Below are 16577 nucleotides of genomic sequence, written 5' to 3'. Positions count from 1 at the left end.
CGCGCACCCGCCGTAATCCAGAAGGCCATCCGACAGGCCAGGGCTCAACGCTCCATTGCCTGCCAAAGAAGAAGGACGGGCCAATCCTCGCGCCCGTCCTTCTTTGGCTCGGCGGTTAGCCGCGCCCGCGTCCACCCCGCCCCCGCGCAGGCTGCGGCCCCACGCGCCCCGCACCTGTGCCAGCACCGCCGGATTCAAAGCGGCGCTGCCCCGAGGCCTGCGCGCCGCGCCCGCCCCGGTCGGAATGCTCCGTCTGTCCACGTCCCTGGGCCTGACCACGCGACTGGCCGCCGCCCTGTCCGCCTCGACCCTGACCGCCGCCCTGGCCCCGGCCACGTCCGCCGCCGCTCTCGCCGGGCATCAGGCCGTTGCCGGAGCCGCGGCCCTGTTTCTCCTGAATGGCGCGGTCGACCTGTCCCTCTTGGGGGGTCAGCGGCGGGTGCAGCGCGGGCGGCAGCCCCCGGCGCACCGTCTGCCACAGCCCACGCTGTTCGGGAATCAGCAGCACCAGGTTCACGCCAGGACGGCCGGCGCGGGCGGTGCGGCCCGAACGGTGGACGTGGTCCTCGGCGGTCTGCGCCACGTCCATGTGAATCACGAGGCGCACCTCGGGCAGGTCGATACCGCGTCCGGCGATGTCGGTGGCGACCAGTACGCGGGATTTGCCCTCGCGCAGCAGGGCCATGGTGCGCTCGCGCTTTTTCTGGTCCATGTTGCCCTGCAGTGGGCTGACGATCTCGCCCGGCAGCATGCCCTCCAGCCGTTCGGCGCGGCGTTTGACCAGCGACTTGGTGCGCGAAAAGACCACCACACAGCCGCCCGGCGCCCGCAGCGCCTCACGAATCTGCTCGGCGGCCACGTCCATCACGTCGTCGCGCGTGGTGTGCACCAGCAGGTGCGTGGCCCCGGTCGCCCCGCCCAGGATGTCGTCGGGGTTGCCCTGCTCGGCGCGGGCGGCGGGCGCGATGTCGATGCGCTCGGGGTTGACCATGAACTGCTGGGCCACCGTGCGGATTTCGCCGGGAAAGGTGGCCGAGGCCATCGCGATCTGCAGTTTTTGTCCGTTCTGGGCCTGACTCTGGGTCTGCGCGGAGCGCAGGATGTCGCCCACGTCCTTCAGGAAGCCCAGCGACAGCAGTTCGTCGGCCTCGTCCAGCACCACGTAGCGCAGGCCAGCGAGGTTCAGTTCGCGGCGGCTGATCAGGTCCTTGAGGCGGCCCGGCGTGCCGGAGATCAGGCCCTTGCCCGTCGCCTCGCTGCGGGTCTGCCCCGGCGTGATGCCCCCGGTGATGCGCCCGGCGGTCATGCCCAGTTCGCGGGCCACGTCGCGGATCTGCACGGCCAGCTCGCGGGTGGGCGTGACCACCAGCACCTCGGGGCGGATGCCGCGCACCTCCTTCATGCCGATGCCGCGCGCGGCGGCCGGAATCAGAAAGGCCAATGTCTTGCCGCTGCCGGTGCGGGCGGTGGTGATCACGTCGCGCCCACTCAGGAGTGCGGGGATGGCCCCGGCCTGCACCGGGGTGGGCGTGCGGCCGCCCAGCATGGCGTGCCAGTCGGCCACAGGCGCAACCTGACCGGGGGAAGGGGTTTCGCCGCGAGGGGCCGCCGCACGCTGAGCGCGGTCCTGCGGCTCGGCCTGGGGGCGCTGTTCGTTCTGGGGACGGTCTGGGGTACGGGTTCGGGTCATGGGGGTCCTATGGAGGCGTCCACGGCGGGACGCGCCGGAAGTCGGCGGAGGAAGAAGCGTCAGAGGATAGGGCGGGAGGGCCGTGTCAGACTGCGGAGATCTCAGCGAACGTGCAGTCCAGGCACCTCCGGCAAAAGGCACCAGCAGGCAACAGACACCTGCGTTCGCCCCCACTATGCCGCATCCGCGTGAGGACAACACGGGTCCAGCTCACCACGGCAGCGCCCAGGCGTATCGGGTTCCCGGAAATCTGGCCGCGCACAGGCGCTATTTAGACAGCAGCCCCACCTTGATCCCTGCCGACTTCAGTTTGTTCTGCCAGCGGGTGTACTCCTCACGCTCCATGGTCAGGGTGACGCGTCCGGGCACGACCCGATTGCCATAGCACTTGCCCGGCTCACAGTCGGGAAACCAGGTGGGGTTCTGCGCCTCGCGGCCACTCAGCGGTTTGCTCCAGCCCACCAGATTGTCATGCACCGAGATGTTGAAAAAGGTGTTTCTGGCCTTGTCGCCGCGCGCGTCCCACACGTACAGGCCGACGTTCTGGGCCGGAATGGGCGCGCCGCTGGGCAGATACCCACTGGAGATCACGCGGTTGTGGTAGACCTCAATGTCGTGCCCCGCAGACACGGCGATGCCGTTGTTCGACGTCGAGACGATCTGGTTTCTGTAGACCAGGATATGGCCTGCCGCCTGGGCCACGGTCTTGGCGCTGCCGTCCGCAGCATTGATGCCGCCGCCGGCGTATGTGTTGACCCGTGGGTTGACCGCGTAGGCCCCCTGAATGTAATTGTCATGAATCTTGATCCGGCTGCTGGGCACGCCGCTGGACAGGTACATGTTGATGTTTTCCTCGGGACGGCTCTTGCCAGGTTCGTTGATCACCTCGTTCCACGCGATCTCTGCGCCGCTGATCTTCCGGACGGCGTTGAACTGCACGAACTGCACCAGCCGGTATTCCTTGTCCGAATACCGGCCCACGCCCACGCTGTAGCGCCCATCAATGTTGCGCGCCTTGTTGCGCAGAATCTTGACCGTCTCCCCCAGTTTCGCTGTTCCCCTGTAGTCTCGCAGGTAGATCCCCGAGGTTCCGATCAGCTCATTGTTTTCCACCACAATGTTCTTGAATTCCTCGGCCGCCAGAAAGCGGCCCGGATAACGGTGCTCCTTGAGGGGCCGGTCCGGATTCAGGGCCACGCCCCTGGTGTTGCGGATCGTGAGGTTGGCGTTGGTAAATGCGGTGTAGATCAGCGTGCCCTTGCTCTGGATGTTGGACTTCTCGATGATCACCCGCTGACTGGTGGCCACGGTCACCGCCGGAACCTTGGGGTCCAGGCTCTGCCAATTGCCCCGGTAGGTGCCGCCCTTGCGGATCACGATGGGCTTGTCGTAGCGAATGGTCTGGGCCTCGCCCGTGGAAGCGGCGAGCAGAACGCTGGGCAAAAGAAACGACAGCATGCGGGGACCGAGGGGCATGAGGGTCCACTATAGACGAGTTGGGCCGCCTCAAGAGGACCCGATCTTCATTAGGGCGCAGGCCCATTCTCTCCAGCCCGGCGGGGGATGAGGCAACGGCGCAGCGCAGCTCAGGCGGCCAGCGCCACGCGGCCATCTGCCACAATTCCCTATGTCAGACCCCGACGCCAGCACGCGCTTCGCCGTCTACCTGTGCCCGCCTGCCGATACGGCGCTGTACCGCATGGGGACCGAGCTCTTGGGCTTTGATGTGCGCGCGCAGCGGGAGGTGCCACGACCCGCCTTCCTGCGCCCGGAATGGCAGACCGACGCCGGGCCGTTCGGGTTTCACCTGACCGTGGTGGAAGGTTTCGGGACCGATCCGGGGTGGTGGCCTGACATCGAGGCTGAGGCGCGGGCCTGCGCCGCGTGCCTGTCGCCGGACGCGGACCTGTCCCTGACGAACGGAAGAATCGAGGTCTGGGACAGCGGCGAGACCTGGGTGTTGCGCCTGGATCCCTCCCCCGCCCTGCTGGTGGCCCACACCCTACTGCTCGCGCGCCTGTCGCGCTTCGTGACCGACTCGCCGTTCACCGGCCAGGTGGCGCGGGGACTGTGGGGTCAGCCGCACGAGCGCGCCCGCATGACGCTGCTGCACACGCCGCGGGGGCTGGACACCTGGCAGCCGCATTTCACCCTGGTACAGCCCTACCGGGGAGCCGAGCCGCAGGCCCTGAGCCGGGCACTGGAAGCGCGCGTCGCGCCGTTTCTCCGTCAGACCTACACGGCCCTGACCCTGTTCGAGCACAGGGCAGACGAGACGCACTGGCGGGTGCGGGCCGAGCTGCCGCTGGGACCGGCCCGCGGGGGGTGAGGGGTGCGAAGAACGGATTTTCCCATCCCCCGCCGTGTTTTTCCCCCTACACTCTGGGCGTGAGCAACTCTGGGCAGATGCAGGTAATCGTGGCGACTGGAAACGCCGGAAAGGTGCGCGAGATCGGGGAGGCGCTGGCCGGACTGGGCTGGAACCTGCGCCCCCTGGAGGGTCTGCCCCTGCCCGAGGAAACGGGGGCAACCTACGAGGAAAACGCCGCCCTGAAGGCCTGCACCGTGGCCCTGATGACCCGCACGGCGGCCATCGCCGACGACAGCGGCATCGAGGTGGAGGCGCTGAACGGTGAACCCGGCGTGTACAGCGCCCGGTTCGGGGGACGCGACAGTGACCTGGAGCGCAACATCCACCTGCTGGAAAAGCTGCGCGGCCACGCGAACCGCCGCGCTAAATTCGTCTCGGTGGTGATTCTGGCGCATCCCAACGGTCAGGTGGAAACCTACCGGGGGGAATTGCACGGCACCCTGCTGGAAGGCCCCCGCGGCACGGGCGGCTTCGGCTACGATCCCCTCTTCGTGCCCGACGGCGACACCCGGACCCTGGCCGAGATGAGCGTGGCCGAGAAACAGGCGATCAGCCACCGGGGTAAGGCGCTGGAGGCCCTGAAGGCGGCGCACCAGCGGCCTGCAGCCCCCTGAAACGCTTCGCACAGGAGCGGCAGGGGGCCAGACCCGCCCGCAGGGCAGACCGCCATCGATCCTTTACCTTTGCCGTTCTGAACAGCAATTCTTCTTACGATGGAGCATGGCACTGTTCCGAAATATCGTGATTGGGCTGGTCGGTGGGGCCGTGGGCACGCTGGCGATGGGCCAGTACTGGACGCGGGTGGCCCCGCTGCTGCAGGACGACGAGGGCGAGAGCAGCGGCGACCACAAGCCCACCCCGGATCGGCACAGCATCGCCCCGCTGGGGCAGCTGCATGCGCCCGGCGAGAGCAGCACCGCCGCGCTGGGCCGTCTGGCCTACGAGGCCGCCGAGGGCCACACCCCCAAAAAGGAGGGCACCCGCACCGCGCTCAGCGAGGGGGTTCACTGGGGGATGGGCGTCCTGAACGGCGGGCTGTACGGCGCGCTGGCCGGACCGCGTGAGCCGCTGAAGGCCGCCGCTTTCGGCGTCGGCCTGTGGGCCCTGATGGACGAGGGGCTGGTGCCGCTGATGGGCCTGCAGGACGGCCCCGCCGGTTCCACCCCCAGGGGCCACATCAATCGTCTGGGCGCGCACCTGGCCTACGGGCTGGGCCTGGGCCTGATGGCACTGGCGCTGGATAAGGTGCTGCCGGACGGACAGTAAGGAACATCTCTCCCGCCAACATCTGTTGTCTGATTGAGAGGGTGGGACGGCGGGGGCGCACTAGCTTTTCGCGTTCTTGCCCTCGCGCACCACGTTCTTCAGCCGCATCAGGATCGCGCCCATGCCGCGCAGGCGCATCGGCGTGATCAGTTCGGACAGGCCCATGTCCATATAGAAGGTGTCGGGGACGCTCAGGATCGTCTCGGGCGACTCGCCGTCCAGCGCCTCGTGCAGGATGCCCGCGTAGCCGCGCACGGTGGGGGCCTCCTCGGGCACCTTGAAGTGCAGCCGCACGCTGCCGGCGTCCTGCTCGGTCACCAGAAAAAACGGGCTGGTGCATTCGGGCACCGGCTGCATAAATTCTGGATGTTCCACATACTTCTCGGGCAACGGCGGCAGTTTACGGCTGTACTCCAGCAGGGCCTGCAGGCGCAGCGATTTGGGCGCACTCTTGAACATGCTCACGATGCCCTGGAGTTTGTCAGGCAGCGCGGGTTGGGCGGAGGAATCAGAGGTCATGCGTCACTGTACCGCCGCGCCCCGGCCCGCTATGGTGAGGGCTGTCCAGTTGACAGGTTTGGTCAACTACTCTGGAAGGTTAAACTCGGCCCGAGAACGGTGGATCAGAACTGTGGAGGTTCATATGGAATATGCAAAAGACGTGCTGGTGGACACCGACTGGGTGGCCCAGAACCTGAACACCCCCGGCGTGCGCCTGATCGAGGTGGACGAGGACATCCTGCTGTACGACACCGGCCACATTCCCGGCGCGGTCAAGGTGGACTGGCAGACCGACTTCTGGCATCCCGTCGAGCGCGACTTCATCGGCCCCGACGAGGTCGCGGCGCTGCTGGGTCGCCTGGGCATCCGGCCCGACGATCAGATCATTCTGTACGGTGACAAGAGCAACTGGTGGGCGGCCTACGCGTACTGGTTCCTGTCGTACAGCGGCGTGGGGAATCTCAAGCTGATGAACGGCGGCCGCCAGAAGTGGATGGCCGAGGGCCGCGAGGTCAGCACCGAGACGCCCAGCCACGAGGCCACCACGTACCCCCAGTTGACCCGCGACGAGTCGCTGCGGGCCTACCGCGACGAGGTTCGGGCGCACCTGGACAGCGTGCAGGCCGGCCAGGGCGCGCTGGTGGACGTGCGCGGCCCCGACGAGTTCTCGGGCAAGGTCACGCACATGGCGAACTACCCGCAGGAGGGCGTGCTGCGCGGCGGCCACATTCCCGGCGCCCGCAGCATTCCCTGGGCGCGGGCCACCAACGAGGACGGCACCTTTAAAAGCGCCGACGAACTGAAGGAACTGTACGCGGGCGAGGGCGTCACCCCCGACAAGGACGTGATCGCGTACTGCCGCATCGCCGAGCGCAGCAGCCACAGCTGGTTCGTGTTGCGCGAGCTGCTGGGGTATCCCAAGGTGCGCAACTACGACGGCAGCTGGACCGAATGGGGCAACGCCGTGGGCATGCCCATCGAAAAGACCTACAGCGAGGCGTAGCCTGCCGCAGCGGGCCGCCCGTTGGGGGCAGCGCTGTGCAATTCCCGTCATTCATGCCGCCCCCCGGCAGAGTGCGGTGAGAACGCGGGCCGTAAGGTGCGGCCATGATATTCGTGGTGGTTGTGGCAGTTCTGCTGCTGGCGGCGGTGTGGTGGCGGGGCAAGGGTCTACGTGGGCTGCGGCCGCCCGGCACCGCCCATCTGGACGAGGAAACGGCCGAGCGTCCGGAGCTGGACCCCGCCGCCGTGGCCGCCGCCCGCGCCCGCATCTCGCAGCAGGTGCCCGACGAGGTGCTGTCGGACGTGCTGCTGGACGCCAGCCCCACGCAGGCCGCCCGGATGTTCTCCGCCGTGCCCGCCGCCGTGATGGCCGACGCCCTGGGCTACGGCCAGGACGAGCCGCAGCCCCGTGCCAGCGCCGCCGAACTCGCGCAGCTGCGGGGGGCGGGCAACGCGGTGGACGACCTGGAAATTTTTAATTTCATTCCCGACGATTTCTCGGCAGGCGAGGGCAGCGCCCGTTAGAGCATTCGTCCGAATTGCCGCATCAGAAAAAAGACTTCTGATGCCTCCATTCTCTCCTTCGGAGCTGAATCAGTCCCAAGTGCTCAGCAAAACTCACTCACTCTCTGCGAGCTGTGCCAGTCCGTTCGGTCAAAAGCAAACAGCACTTTTGACCAATGCTCTAGGCCGAAAAGCCCGACAAGAAAGACTGGAGGCCACTGAATGTGGCGCTCCAGTCTCTCTTTCTCTCTTTTTTGGGGCGGTCAGCAAAAGCAGGCTCAAAACCAGTCCAGAGGCCAGCCTTCAGCCGCGCTGCGACGCCTACTTGTCGAACTTGGCGAACCCGGCGGCGCTGCGCCGCTGCGCGCCACGGGCGTAGTCCATCTGCATCTCCACGGTCTCGTGCTTGCCCTCGGTGAAGGTGGAGTCGTGGATCCAGTAGTTCAGCCGGTCATCGCCCAGCTGCACCCACAGCTTGTGGGCGTCGTCGGCGTCGCGCCAGAACGCGACATGCTCGAACCCGTTGCTCTGCGCCCACGTCATGATGTCGCCCAGGACACGGGCCGCCTTGGGGTGGGTCATCTGGAATTCCTGACCGTCGGCTTCGTTGAGAAATTTGATGTCGGCCATAGTGTCTCCAGCGTAGCCGAAAGCACCCGGCCGGTGCCCACGAGTTGACTAAGTGTGTCTTGACTCAGGGCCGGCCGGCGCACTCCAACCCTGTGGCCGGGAAGCGCGCCCGGCTCAGCGTCTATCTTCGGTCCATGAGCGCCCCCACCCAACCCTCCCCTGCCCCCCTGAAAATCACCACCCTGAACGCCAACGGTGTCCGCAGCGCCCTGCGAAAAGGACTGGCCGGGTGGGCCGGGCGCGAGGCCCCCGACGTGCTGCTGCTGCAGGAGGTGCGGGCCGCCCCCATGCCCGACGCGCTGGCGCACCTGGGCTACCACAGCGCGTGGTTCCCGGCGCAGAAGGCGGGGTACAGCGGCGTGGCGATCCTGGCGCGGCAGCCGCTGGAAGATGTGCGCGTGGGCATGGGCCAGGGCGAGATGGACGCCGAGGGCCGCGTCCTGAGCGCCCGCATCGGCGGCGTGCGCTACGTCAGCGTGTACCTGCCCAGCGGCAGCAGCGGCGAGGCCCGGCAGGGCTTCAAGGACCGCGTTCTGGGCGCCTTTCAGGACTGGACCGCCGCGCTGCTCGCGCAGGGCGAACCGGTGGTGATCGGCGGCGACTACAACATCGCGCACCAGGAAATAGACCTGAAGAACTGGCGGGCCAACCGGGGCAACAGCGGCTTTCTGCCGCACGAGCGCGAGTGGATGGGTGCCCACCTGGCCTCGGGACTGACCGACACCCACCGCGCCACGCTGGGCGACGCAGCCGAATACACGTGGTGGAGCAACCGTGCCGGGGCCTACGCCAACAACGTCGGCTGGCGCATCGACTACCTGCTGTCGGCGGGCGTGGCGCTGGGCGGCGTGCGGGTGGACCGCGAGGCGCGGCTGAGTGACCACGCGCCCCTGAGCGGGCAGCTCAGCCGCTGACGTTCAGGCGGTGAAGACAAGAACCGATTACCCCTTGGCCTGCGCCGCCCGCGCCCGGCCCCAGCCCTGGCCCCGCCGCTCGGCGACGTACACCGCCAGCCCGGCCAGGATGCCCCAGAAGGCCGCCCCGATGCCCAGCGGGGTCACGCCGCTCAGCGTGACCAGGATGACCATCGGGGCGGCCAGACTGCCCGGCTGCCCCTGGAACGCCCCCTGCAGGCTGCTGCCCATCGCGCCCAGCAGGGCGATGCCGGCCAGGGCAGCCAGCGCTTCGCCGGGCAGAATGCCCATCAGATGCACGAAGGTGCCGGCGAACAGGCCGAACAGGATGTTGATGCCCCCGGCCCAGATGGCAGCGGTGTAGCGCCGCTGGGGGTCCGGATGTGCTTCCGGGCCGCTGACGATGTTCGCCAGCAACGCGCCCAGCGTCAGGTTGTGACAGCCGGCCAGGGCCGCGCCCAGGCTGGCGACGCCGCAGCTGCGCAGCACCGGCCCCGGCGCGGGTTCGTAGCCGTTGGTCTTCAAGACGCCGAAACCCGGCACGAACTGCCCGGTAAAGGCCAGCAGCGTCAACGGCAGCGCCAGATTGACCGTAGCATGCAGGCTGAAGACCGGCAGCACGAACTGCGGCTGGGTCAGCGCAAAGCTGATCGGCGCAGGGTGCCACAACCCCAGGCCGGCGCTGGCGGCCACGCCCACCACCAGCACGGCGGCCACCGCCCAGCGCGGCGAGAGCTGCCGGATCACGAAGTACGCCACGATCATGGCCCCCACCAGCGCGGGCTGCACGCCGAAAGCCTGCGCCGCCCCGAAGCCGAAGGGCAGCAGGATGGCAGCGTTCAGCGCGGCGGCCAGATGCGGCGGAATGGCGCCCAGCGCCCGGGTCAGCGGTCCGAAGGTGCCCAGGATAAAGACCAGCACGCCGGAGGTGATGAAGGCCCCCACCGCCTCCGGGAAGGGAATGCCGGGCAGCGCCGTGACCAGAAACGCGATGCCCGGCGTGGACCACGTGCTGAGAATCGGCATCCGAGTCCGCAGGCTCAGGAAGATGCCCACCAGCCCCGTGAAGATGGCGTGCGCCCACAGCCACGACATGGCGGTGGCGTCGCTGAGGTGCGCGACCTGCGCCACGCTGTAGACCAGCACGTTTGGCCCGGCCCAGCCGATGATCACAGCGATCAGTCCGGCCAGCACGGCGCTGGGCTGGGTGTCGCGCCAGAAGTGGCGGGGCGCGGGAGAGGCCAGCACAGGCGCGGTCATGGCGCCGATTGTGGCGCCGCGATTGGCCCCCTGTCGAGGGGCACTGGCCTGAAGATTGGACTGCTTGTCTGGATAGGGACCGCAAGTGGACTGTTATGCTGGCGGCATGGATGCGCCTCGCTGGTCTGCGCTGCTCTCGGGTTGGCGGGCGTGCGGCGGCCCGCTGTACGGCCGGCTGGCCGAGGCGCTGCGCGCCGGCATCCGCAGCGGGCAGCTGCCGCCGTCCGAGGCCCTGCCGGCAGAACGGGCGCTGGCCGAACTGCTGGGGGTCAGCCGCAGCACGGTGGTGGCCGCCTACGACGCGCTGGCCGATGGAGGCTGGGTCATCCGCAAACGCGGCAGCGGCACGTGGGTGGCCGCCACCGCACCGCGCGGGGCGAACGTGCTGGCCTTGCGGACGCCCTCGGCCCTGCCGCTGGGCGGGGACGAATTCGATTTCACCATTGCCGTGCCGCTGCTGAACGACGCCCAGCGCCGCGAGATGCAGGCGGCGGCGCAGGACGCCTTTCAGGAGTCGCTGTACCACCCGCACGGCCTGCCCGACCTGCGCGCCGTGCTGGCCGAGCTGTACACGCGCGAGGGGCTGCCCACCACGCCGGAGGCGGTGCTGATCACCAGCGGCGCACAGGGGGCCATCTCTCTGTTGACCGGGGTGTTTCTGCGGCCACGGGACCGGGCGCTGCTGGAAACCCCCACGTATTTCGGGGCCATTGACGCCTTCCGCGCGGCAGGGGCCGAAACAGTGGGCGTGCCGGTAACGGCGCAGGGCGTGGAACCAGCTGCTTTTGCCAGGGCGGTGCAGCACCACTCGCCGCGTCTGGCTTTTCTGACGCCCACCTTCCAGAACCCCACGGGGACGGTCATGCCGCCGGACGCCCGAGCGCGGGTGGCGGCGACGGTGGCCGAGTCGGACCTACCCACCATCGAGGACGACACGCTGATCGACCTGGGCTTCGAGACCGGCGCACCCCCGCGCATCGCCACCTTCGCACCGGACGCGCCCATCTTCAACGTGGGCTCGCTGAGCAAGCTGTACTGGGCCGGCCTGCGGGTGGGGTGGCTGCGCGTGTCGGCGACGCACAGCGGGCCGGTGGGGCAGGCCCGCACCCTCTCGGACTTCGGCAGCAGCCTACCGGGGCAGCACATCGCCCTTCAGCTGCTACAGGCCCTGCCCCGGCTGCGCCAGGAGCGGCGCGAGGCCGTCACGATGGCCCGCGATCTGCTGGCCGAGCTGCTGCGCCGACATCTGCCGGAATGGCAGTTCACGGTGCCGGGCGGCGGGCAGTTTCTGTGGGTGGAACTGCCCACCCGGCAGACCAGCGCCTTCACCCTGTGCGCGGCCCGCTACGGCGTGCGGCTGTTTCCCGGCGCCTCTATGGGCGTGGCCCTGCCGGCGGAGGGGCTGCCCGACAGCTTCCTGCGCCTGCCCTTTACCCTGGACCCGGCCCAGTTGCCGGAGGCGGTCCTGCGCCTGAAAGCGGCGTGGGAGGAGTTCTCGCTGCGACAGGGCGTGGACCGACTGGCCTAAGTGATCAACTGGGCGATCAGCGGTCCAGGGCTTCGGGGGGCCGTTCGGTGACCTCCACGTCGCCCTGCGGGTCCACCACCAGTTCCTCGCGGGCCAGCGTGGCGTCGAAGGTGCGGGTCTCGACCACCTGACGCTTGCTGATCTTCACCTGCTCGCTGACCACCACGCGTTTTTCCACCTGGGCCTCCTCGCGGTAGACCACCAGTTCGCGCCGTTCGCCGGGGGCCAGCGGCGTTCCGTCCAGGGTGATGGCGTGTCCGCCTTCGGCCCCGCTTCCCAGATGCTCCACCACCAGCACCTCGGTTACCAGTTCGACGGGCACCTGCACGGTCTCGCGGCGGACCTCACGGGTCAGGGCCACGCTGCCGGCCACCTCCCGCTCCTTGTGAACGATCAGGCGCTCCTCGCGCAGTTCGATCACGCCCTGAAGCTGCATGTCCTGCACTTCCACTTCATGCTGGGTCGGCGGGGTGGAGGCCAGCGTCGGATTCAGCCCATCTCTGTCGTCATTGCGTCGGTCGGTCATGTCGTCTCCTGTTTGCCGTCTGAAAAGCGAAAAGAGCAGGGCAACCTCCGGAGAGAGTCGCCCTGCTCGGTCACCGCACTGTCAGAGCTTGCGGTTGGTGTCGTCCATCATCGGCTTGCCGTCGGCGTCCAGGCGCACGTCGCCGGTCTTGTTGACTTCCAGCACCTCGCGGCTCACGGTGTCGGTCACGGTCTGGGAGTCGGTCACTTCCCGCTTGCCCACGGTGACTTCCTCGGTCACGAAGGCTTGCTTGCTGACGTTGGCGCGCTCGGCTTCCAGATCGACGCGCATGGTCTGGGAGTCCGCGCCTAGCACGGCGCCTTCCACGGGCTGACCGTCGGTGACGGCGTGACGCTCAATCACGACTTCTTCGCGCTTGAGGTCGACGTTGACGTTTTCCTGGTGGGACTCGACGCGCTTGCCGACTTCCACACTACCGGCCACGAAACGGTCCTTGTTGACCATCAGGCGCTCTTCGAGCAGACGCAGCTTCTCGGGGGTCTGGTACATGGCGTCGTCGTCACGGTAGCCGGCCTTGGCGGCGTACTGGCTCTCGTCCACCTGATAGTCCTTGTGGGCGGCGCGCAGCACCCGCTCGTCGGACATCTGGGCCTCTTCGCCGTACTCCTCGCCCATGCGGTACTCGCGCATGTCGCCGACCTGTTCCTTGGTCAGGTTGGTGAAGTGGACCTCATCACCCTGGAACTGCGACATCCCCACGGGCACGACCACTTCCTTGCTGGAGAACCAGCCGCCCACATCCACGATCAGGTAGCGGATCTTGCCGGTTTCGGGTTCGGCCAGCGCGCCGCGAATGGTGCCGATCTTGTCGCCGTTCATCCCGTAGGCGGTCTGCCCGGTGGGATCGTAGTAGTCGTTGCCGAGAACGTCGGAGTGCTGGGCAGTGATATCGGACAGGGGCATTAAACGGGCCATGTGAGTCTCCTTGGAATGAATGCGGGTTTCGAACACTGAGAGTCGGAACGTGACGGGCCAGAAGGTCTGCCCTGTTCCGCTTCGTTCGTGAGGGTCATCCTGTCGCAGCCGCCGGCGCAAAGAATGGCGACCAGCTAAAGACTGTGCTGGAGAATCTTTACCCAACGCAAAGCGCATTCGCATGGGTCTAACACCTGCACGGCTGCCGGCAGCGAGGCGACCACTCGTCTAAACAGGGAAAAGGGCGACCAGATACACTTGGCCGCCCCGCGCCTGCCCCTCCATACCCACTCATCTGGTCTTCAACGGACCTCCATAAGTCAAGCCCAGGTCAATTCAGGGCTCAGGCGCCGTACTTGTTGAGCTTCAGGGCATTGGCCATCAGCAGGGGCATCAGGTCCGTGCCGTGGCGCAGGCCCAGGCTTCCCCTCTGGGCCTCTTCCTCGGTGTAACGGGCGGTCAGGTCCTTGCGCCCGTGATCGCTGCGAATCAACACCGGCACCGGGTGCCACGAATGGGTGGACAGCTTGCTGGGCGTGCTGTGGTCGCCCACGATGCACAGCACGTCCGGCCCCAGCGCCAGGATGTCCGGCAGCAGCGCGTCGAACAGCTCGATCTTCTTCACCTTGGCCGCGAAGTTGCCGTCCTCGCCGGTGCTGTCGGTCTTCTTGACGTGGAAGAAAAAGAAGTCGTACTTCTCCCAGTGCTCGCGCAACACCTGCACCTTGCCCTCCAGCGCGTCTTCCTCGCCGGGCACGTCCAGCACGTCCATGCCCACCAGACTGGCCAGCCCCTTGTACATGGGGTACGAGGCGATGCACGCGGCATTCAGCTTGTAGGCGTCGTCGAAGCTGGGAAAGTGCGGCACGTCGCTGTAACCCCGGAACAGCACGCCGTTGACCTGGGCGTCGTCCTTCAGGGCCGCCTCGGCCCGATCCACAAAGGTGTTGACCAGCCCCGCCGTCTTGACGCTGGCGTCGTCGTGCGCCTCGGCCCGCAGCGGCGGCACGCCGATGGCCTGCGGGTCCACGTCGCCGATGTTCGCGCCCAGCACCTCGCCGCCCTGCGCGCGGAACACCACCACGAAGCGGTGCTCGGACTCGGTGTAGATCTCGACGGGCACGCCGTCGATCTCGGGAATGGCGGCCTTGAGCTGCGCCACGATCTCGGCGTTCTTCTCGTCGCTGGGGCGGCCTGCGCGGCGGTCTTCCACCACGCGGCCCGCGCCCAGCGTGGCGAAGTTGCCGCGCACCGCCACGTCGCCCTTGTTCAGCTTGACGCCGATGCCGACGGCTGAGAGCGCCCCGCGCCCCACCACGTAATGCAGCGGATCGTAGCCGAACAGGCTCAGGTGGCCGGGGCCGCTGCCGGGGGTAATGCCCGCGCCCACCAGTTCCACCTGCCCCAGCTGCGAAGTCGCCGCCAGCGCGTCCAGATTGGGGGTTTTCGCGGTGGCCAGTTCGGTCTCGCCGTTGGGCTCCAGCGGCAGGCCACCCACGCCGTCGAGCACCACCATCACGATCTTGCTCTCGGTCTTCTTGGACAGGCCGCGAATCGTCTGAAGTAAATCGCTCATGGGGGCCAGTCTACGCCGCGCCCCACAGCGGACATGGGGGGCCGTACAGCCAGGATTCACGTCTGACCGCGTGCCAGCCGCTAGCCTGCGCCATGTCGCTTCCCGCCCCCCAACCGCCGCGCGTGTTCCGCGCCGTCGCCGTGCAGCCCAAGTGGGGCGCCGAACACTTTGTCAGCGCCGACGCCTTCCGGGCCTGGATGCGCGGGCAACTGGAGGCGGCGCGGCCCTACCTGTCGCCTGACCGGCCCAATCTGGTGGTTCTGACCGAGCTGAACGGGCTGCCGCTGGTGCTGCGCGGCGCCGGCTGGGCGCTGCCGCTGAAGACCTTTGAACGGGTGGCGCTGGCGCTGGTGGTGGCCCGCCTGCCCCGCGTGCTGCCCGTGCTGCTGCGCGAGCGGGTCTCCCCCATCCGCGCGCTGCAACTGGCCGACAGCGAGGCCAACACCCGGCTGTACCTGCACACCTGCCGCGGTCTGGCGCGCGAGTACGGCGTGTACCTGTGCTGCGGCTCTGCGCCGATGCCCCGCTACCGTGTGGTGAACGGCCGGCCGGTGCGCGAAGCCAGCACGCTGACCAACCAGACCGTGCTGCTGGCCCCCGACGGCACGCTGGTCGGCGTGACCGACAAGGTCCACCTGACGCCCGACGAGGAGGCTGGCGGCGTGGACCTGAGCCCCGGACGCCTGGAGGAGTTGCGCGTCTTCCCGACGCCAGTGGGCGATCTGGGGGTGGCGATCAGCCTGGACGCCTTCCGCGCCGACGTGATCGAGCGGCTGGAGGCGTCGGGCTGCACCGTGCTGCTGCAACCCGATGCCAACGGCGCGGCCTGGACGTCCCTGGAGGGCCTGCCGCCGGACCCGGACAACGTGCGCGATCAGCCGGTGGCTTGGCTGGAATCAAGCTGGACCGCCACCACCTCCGGCCACAGCATTCGCTACGCCGTCAACCCGATGGTGGTAGGCAACCTGCTGGACCTCAGTTTCGACGGCCAGAGCGCGATCACTGGCCGCGCCGAAGATGCCCAGCGGGAACGCAGCTACGTGATGACCGAGCCGCGCCCCGGCTTTCTGGCCCTGGCCCCCTGGGTGGCGGACGGCGAGCCGGAAGAGGTGCGGACGATTGGCCGTCAACTCGCGGCCCACAGCGGCCATCCCCGCGAGAACGCCTACCACGTGGACGTGCTGCACGCGGATCTGTCACTGCCCGCCAGCACCGTGTCGCCGCCGCCCCGACTCCCACACGAGGCGGCGCTGGAAACCATCCTGGCTGACCAGGCCGCGCCACGCCGCGCTTCTCCAGCCAGCGTGTGGCTCGCGGCGGCGCTCGGCCTGGGACTGGCTTTGCTGGCCCTGAAGCGCAGGCGTTGACAAGTTGGGGGGGCCTCCCTATACTTCCCTTCGCGCTTTTGAGGCCAGTCCTTAGAAACGCACCCGCCGTGAATGGGGGGTTGGCCGAGTGGTTGAAGGCAGCAGTCTTGAAAACTGCAGTGGGGGAACCCACCGGGGGTTCGAATCCCTCACCCCTCGCCACGTCACAGCGGCCCAGCACAGTCGAGGAGAGGTGGGTGAGTGGCTGAAACCGCATCCCTGCTAAGGATGTGTACCGCAAGGTACCGAGGGTTCGAATCCCTCCCTCTTCGCCACAGCGCTGCCACCCTACACATGTGTACCCGTAGCTCAGCTGGATAGAGCGTCTGACTACGGATCAGAAGGCCAGGGGTTCGAATCCCTTCGGGTACACCAGCGAAACCTCGTCCTGGACGAGGTTTCTTTTTTTGGTCAGTTTTGCGGTCGGCGTGTGTGCAGTAGTCCTGGGAGTCTGACCTATCAGAACTCAGCACCTCAAAATTGCCCGGCGGGCGAACGACGCCAGA

General features: G+C 67.9%; 16 protein-coding genes and 3 tRNA genes. 11 read left to right on the top strand and 8 right to left on the bottom strand.

Annotated elements, in window-relative coordinates; all coding sequences use genetic code 11:
* Positions 1-115: 115 nt before the first annotated feature.
* A complete protein-coding gene (locus FHR04_RS17840) occupies positions 116-1690 on the bottom strand; it encodes a DEAD/DEAH box helicase (protein ID WP_139404574.1) in 1575 nt (524 codons plus the stop codon).
* A gap of 267 nt (positions 1691-1957) precedes the next feature.
* Positions 1958-3166: a hypothetical protein gene (locus FHR04_RS17835; protein WP_139404573.1), complete on the bottom strand. Its 1209-nt coding sequence runs from the start codon at positions 3164-3166 to the stop codon at positions 1958-1960.
* A 151-nt stretch (positions 3167-3317) separates the two neighbouring features.
* On the opposite strand from FHR04_RS17835, the gene FHR04_RS17830 reads away from it, so the two are divergent.
* The 3 genes from FHR04_RS17830 to FHR04_RS17820 all read left to right on the top strand — a co-directional run bounded on the left by FHR04_RS17830 (position 3318) and on the right by FHR04_RS17820 (position 5327).
* A complete protein-coding gene (locus tag FHR04_RS17830) occupies positions 3318-4019 on the top strand; it encodes a hypothetical protein (protein ID WP_139404572.1) in 702 nt (233 codons plus the stop codon).
* Between the two features lie 77 nt (positions 4020-4096).
* Positions 4097-4675: an RdgB/HAM1 family non-canonical purine NTP pyrophosphatase gene (gene rdgB / locus FHR04_RS17825; protein WP_139404584.1), complete on the top strand. Its 579-nt coding sequence runs from the start codon at positions 4097-4099 to the stop codon at positions 4673-4675.
* A 106-nt stretch (positions 4676-4781) separates the two neighbouring features.
* Positions 4782-5327 carry a hypothetical protein gene (locus FHR04_RS17820; protein ID WP_139404571.1) on the top strand — a complete coding sequence of 182 codons (546 nt, stop codon included), beginning with the start codon at positions 4782-4784 and terminating at the stop codon, positions 5325-5327.
* 60 nt (positions 5328-5387) lie between these two features.
* Here the strand turns inward: FHR04_RS17820 and FHR04_RS17815 are convergent, their stop codons facing one another.
* Positions 5388-5846 (bottom strand): SufE family protein, encoded by a 459-nt coding sequence (locus tag FHR04_RS17815; RefSeq protein ID WP_139404570.1) that lies wholly within the window; start codon positions 5844-5846, stop codon positions 5388-5390.
* A gap of 124 nt (positions 5847-5970) precedes the next feature.
* Between FHR04_RS17815 and FHR04_RS17810 the strand changes: the two genes are divergently transcribed.
* Both FHR04_RS17810 and FHR04_RS17805 read left to right on the top strand, forming a co-directional pair.
* The gene (locus FHR04_RS17810; protein WP_139404569.1) at positions 5971-6831 is read left to right on the top strand and encodes a sulfurtransferase; all 861 of its coding nucleotides are present in this window, start codon (positions 5971-5973) and stop codon (positions 6829-6831) included.
* A gap of 116 nt (positions 6832-6947) precedes the next feature.
* Positions 6948-7355 carry a hypothetical protein gene (locus FHR04_RS17805; RefSeq protein WP_245616340.1) on the top strand — a complete coding sequence of 136 codons (408 nt, stop codon included), beginning with the start codon at positions 6948-6950 and terminating at the stop codon, positions 7353-7355.
* A gap of 300 nt (positions 7356-7655) precedes the next feature.
* On the opposite strand, the gene FHR04_RS17800 is transcribed toward FHR04_RS17805, so the two are convergent.
* Positions 7656-7964 carry a hypothetical protein gene (locus FHR04_RS17800; RefSeq protein WP_039685511.1) on the bottom strand — a complete coding sequence of 103 codons (309 nt, stop codon included), beginning with the start codon at positions 7962-7964 and terminating at the stop codon, positions 7656-7658.
* Between the two features lie 134 nt (positions 7965-8098).
* On the opposite strand from FHR04_RS17800, the gene FHR04_RS17795 reads away from it, so the two are divergent.
* Positions 8099-8878 carry an exodeoxyribonuclease III gene (locus FHR04_RS17795; protein WP_139404568.1) on the top strand — a complete coding sequence of 260 codons (780 nt, stop codon included), beginning with the start codon at positions 8099-8101 and terminating at the stop codon, positions 8876-8878.
* Positions 8879-8905: 27 nt separating this feature from the next.
* On the opposite strand, the gene FHR04_RS17790 is transcribed toward FHR04_RS17795, so the two are convergent.
* Positions 8906-10138, bottom strand: coding sequence for a benzoate/H(+) symporter BenE family transporter (locus FHR04_RS17790; protein ID WP_139404567.1), 1233 nt, complete (start codon positions 10136-10138; stop codon positions 8906-8908).
* Between the two features lie 106 nt (positions 10139-10244).
* Between FHR04_RS17790 and FHR04_RS17785 the strand changes: the two genes are divergently transcribed.
* Positions 10245-11666: an aminotransferase-like domain-containing protein gene (locus FHR04_RS17785; protein ID WP_139404566.1), complete on the top strand. Its 1422-nt coding sequence runs from the start codon at positions 10245-10247 to the stop codon at positions 11664-11666.
* A 16-nt stretch (positions 11667-11682) separates the two neighbouring features.
* On the opposite strand, the gene FHR04_RS17780 is transcribed toward FHR04_RS17785, so the two are convergent.
* The 3 genes from FHR04_RS17780 to FHR04_RS17770 all read right to left on the bottom strand — a co-directional run bounded on the left by FHR04_RS17780 (position 11683) and on the right by FHR04_RS17770 (position 14704).
* A complete protein-coding gene (locus tag FHR04_RS17780) occupies positions 11683-12192 on the bottom strand; it encodes a YsnF/AvaK domain-containing protein (RefSeq protein ID WP_139404565.1) in 510 nt (169 codons plus the stop codon).
* 81 nt (positions 12193-12273) lie between these two features.
* Positions 12274-13128 carry a PRC and DUF2382 domain-containing protein gene (locus tag FHR04_RS17775; protein WP_139404564.1) on the bottom strand — a complete coding sequence of 285 codons (855 nt, stop codon included), beginning with the start codon at positions 13126-13128 and terminating at the stop codon, positions 12274-12276.
* Positions 13129-13471: 343 nt separating this feature from the next.
* Positions 13472-14704, bottom strand: coding sequence for a 2,3-bisphosphoglycerate-independent phosphoglycerate mutase (locus FHR04_RS17770; protein ID WP_139404563.1), 1233 nt, complete (start codon positions 14702-14704; stop codon positions 13472-13474).
* Positions 14705-14796: 92 nt separating this feature from the next.
* Here FHR04_RS17770 and FHR04_RS17765 point away from each other — a divergent pair, with 92 nt between their 5' ends.
* The 4 genes from FHR04_RS17765 to FHR04_RS17750 all read left to right on the top strand — a co-directional run bounded on the left by FHR04_RS17765 (position 14797) and on the right by FHR04_RS17750 (position 16446).
* On the top strand, positions 14797-16071 hold the full coding sequence (locus tag FHR04_RS17765; RefSeq protein ID WP_139404562.1) for a nitrilase-related carbon-nitrogen hydrolase: 1275 nt from the start codon (positions 14797-14799) through the stop codon (positions 16069-16071).
* A gap of 74 nt (positions 16072-16145) precedes the next feature.
* A tRNA-Ser gene (locus tag FHR04_RS17760) sits at positions 16146-16233 on the top strand.
* A gap of 25 nt (positions 16234-16258) precedes the next feature.
* Positions 16259-16346: transfer RNA gene (locus FHR04_RS17755), tRNA-Ser, on the top strand.
* A 23-nt stretch (positions 16347-16369) separates the two neighbouring features.
* A tRNA-Arg gene (locus FHR04_RS17750) sits at positions 16370-16446 on the top strand.
* Positions 16447-16577: the final 131 nt, after the last annotated feature.

It is taken from the genome of Deinococcus radiopugnans ATCC 19172 (assembly GCF_006335125.1).
In the GTDB taxonomy this organism is placed as follows: domain Bacteria; phylum Deinococcota; class Deinococci; order Deinococcales; family Deinococcaceae; genus Deinococcus; species Deinococcus radiopugnans.
The sequence above is the reverse complement of the archived record's forward strand: the minus strand, read 5'-3'. Positions and strand labels throughout refer to the sequence as shown.

What these genes read in the sequence shown, in the direction of transcription:
- FHR04_RS17785 (WP_139404566.1), top strand. Translation starts at nt 10,245, where the DNA reads ATGGATGCGCCTCGCTGGTCTGCGCTGCTCTCGGGTTGGCGGGCGTGC.
- FHR04_RS17780 (WP_139404565.1), bottom strand. Translation starts at nt 12,192, where the DNA reads ATGACCGACCGACGCAATGACGACAGAGATGGGCTGAATCCGACGCTG.
- FHR04_RS17775 (WP_139404564.1), bottom strand. Translation starts at nt 13,128, where the DNA reads ATGGCCCGTTTAATGCCCCTGTCCGATATCACTGCCCAGCACTCCGAC.
- FHR04_RS17800 (WP_039685511.1), bottom strand. Translation starts at nt 7,964, where the DNA reads ATGGCCGACATCAAATTTCTCAACGAAGCCGACGGTCAGGAATTCCAG.
- FHR04_RS17835 (WP_139404573.1), bottom strand. Translation starts at nt 3,166, where the DNA reads ATGCCCCTCGGTCCCCGCATGCTGTCGTTTCTTTTGCCCAGCGTTCTG.
- FHR04_RS17830 (WP_139404572.1), top strand. Translation starts at nt 3,318, where the DNA reads ATGTCAGACCCCGACGCCAGCACGCGCTTCGCCGTCTACCTGTGCCCG.
- FHR04_RS17810 (WP_139404569.1), top strand. Translation starts at nt 5,971, where the DNA reads ATGGAATATGCAAAAGACGTGCTGGTGGACACCGACTGGGTGGCCCAG.
- FHR04_RS17795 (WP_139404568.1), top strand. Translation starts at nt 8,099, where the DNA reads ATGAGCGCCCCCACCCAACCCTCCCCTGCCCCCCTGAAAATCACCACC.
- FHR04_RS17770 (WP_139404563.1), bottom strand. Translation starts at nt 14,704, where the DNA reads ATGAGCGATTTACTTCAGACGATTCGCGGCCTGTCCAAGAAGACCGAG.
- FHR04_RS17815 (WP_139404570.1), bottom strand. Translation starts at nt 5,846, where the DNA reads ATGACCTCTGATTCCTCCGCCCAACCCGCGCTGCCTGACAAACTCCAG.
- FHR04_RS17840 (WP_139404574.1), bottom strand. Translation starts at nt 1,690, where the DNA reads ATGACCCGAACCCGTACCCCAGACCGTCCCCAGAACGAACAGCGCCCC.
- FHR04_RS17790 (WP_139404567.1), bottom strand. Translation starts at nt 10,138, where the DNA reads ATGACCGCGCCTGTGCTGGCCTCTCCCGCGCCCCGCCACTTCTGGCGC.
- FHR04_RS17820 (WP_139404571.1), top strand. Translation starts at nt 4,782, where the DNA reads ATGGCACTGTTCCGAAATATCGTGATTGGGCTGGTCGGTGGGGCCGTG.
- FHR04_RS17765 (WP_139404562.1), top strand. Translation starts at nt 14,797, where the DNA reads ATGTCGCTTCCCGCCCCCCAACCGCCGCGCGTGTTCCGCGCCGTCGCC.
- rdgB (WP_139404584.1), top strand. Translation starts at nt 4,097, where the DNA reads ATGCAGGTAATCGTGGCGACTGGAAACGCCGGAAAGGTGCGCGAGATC.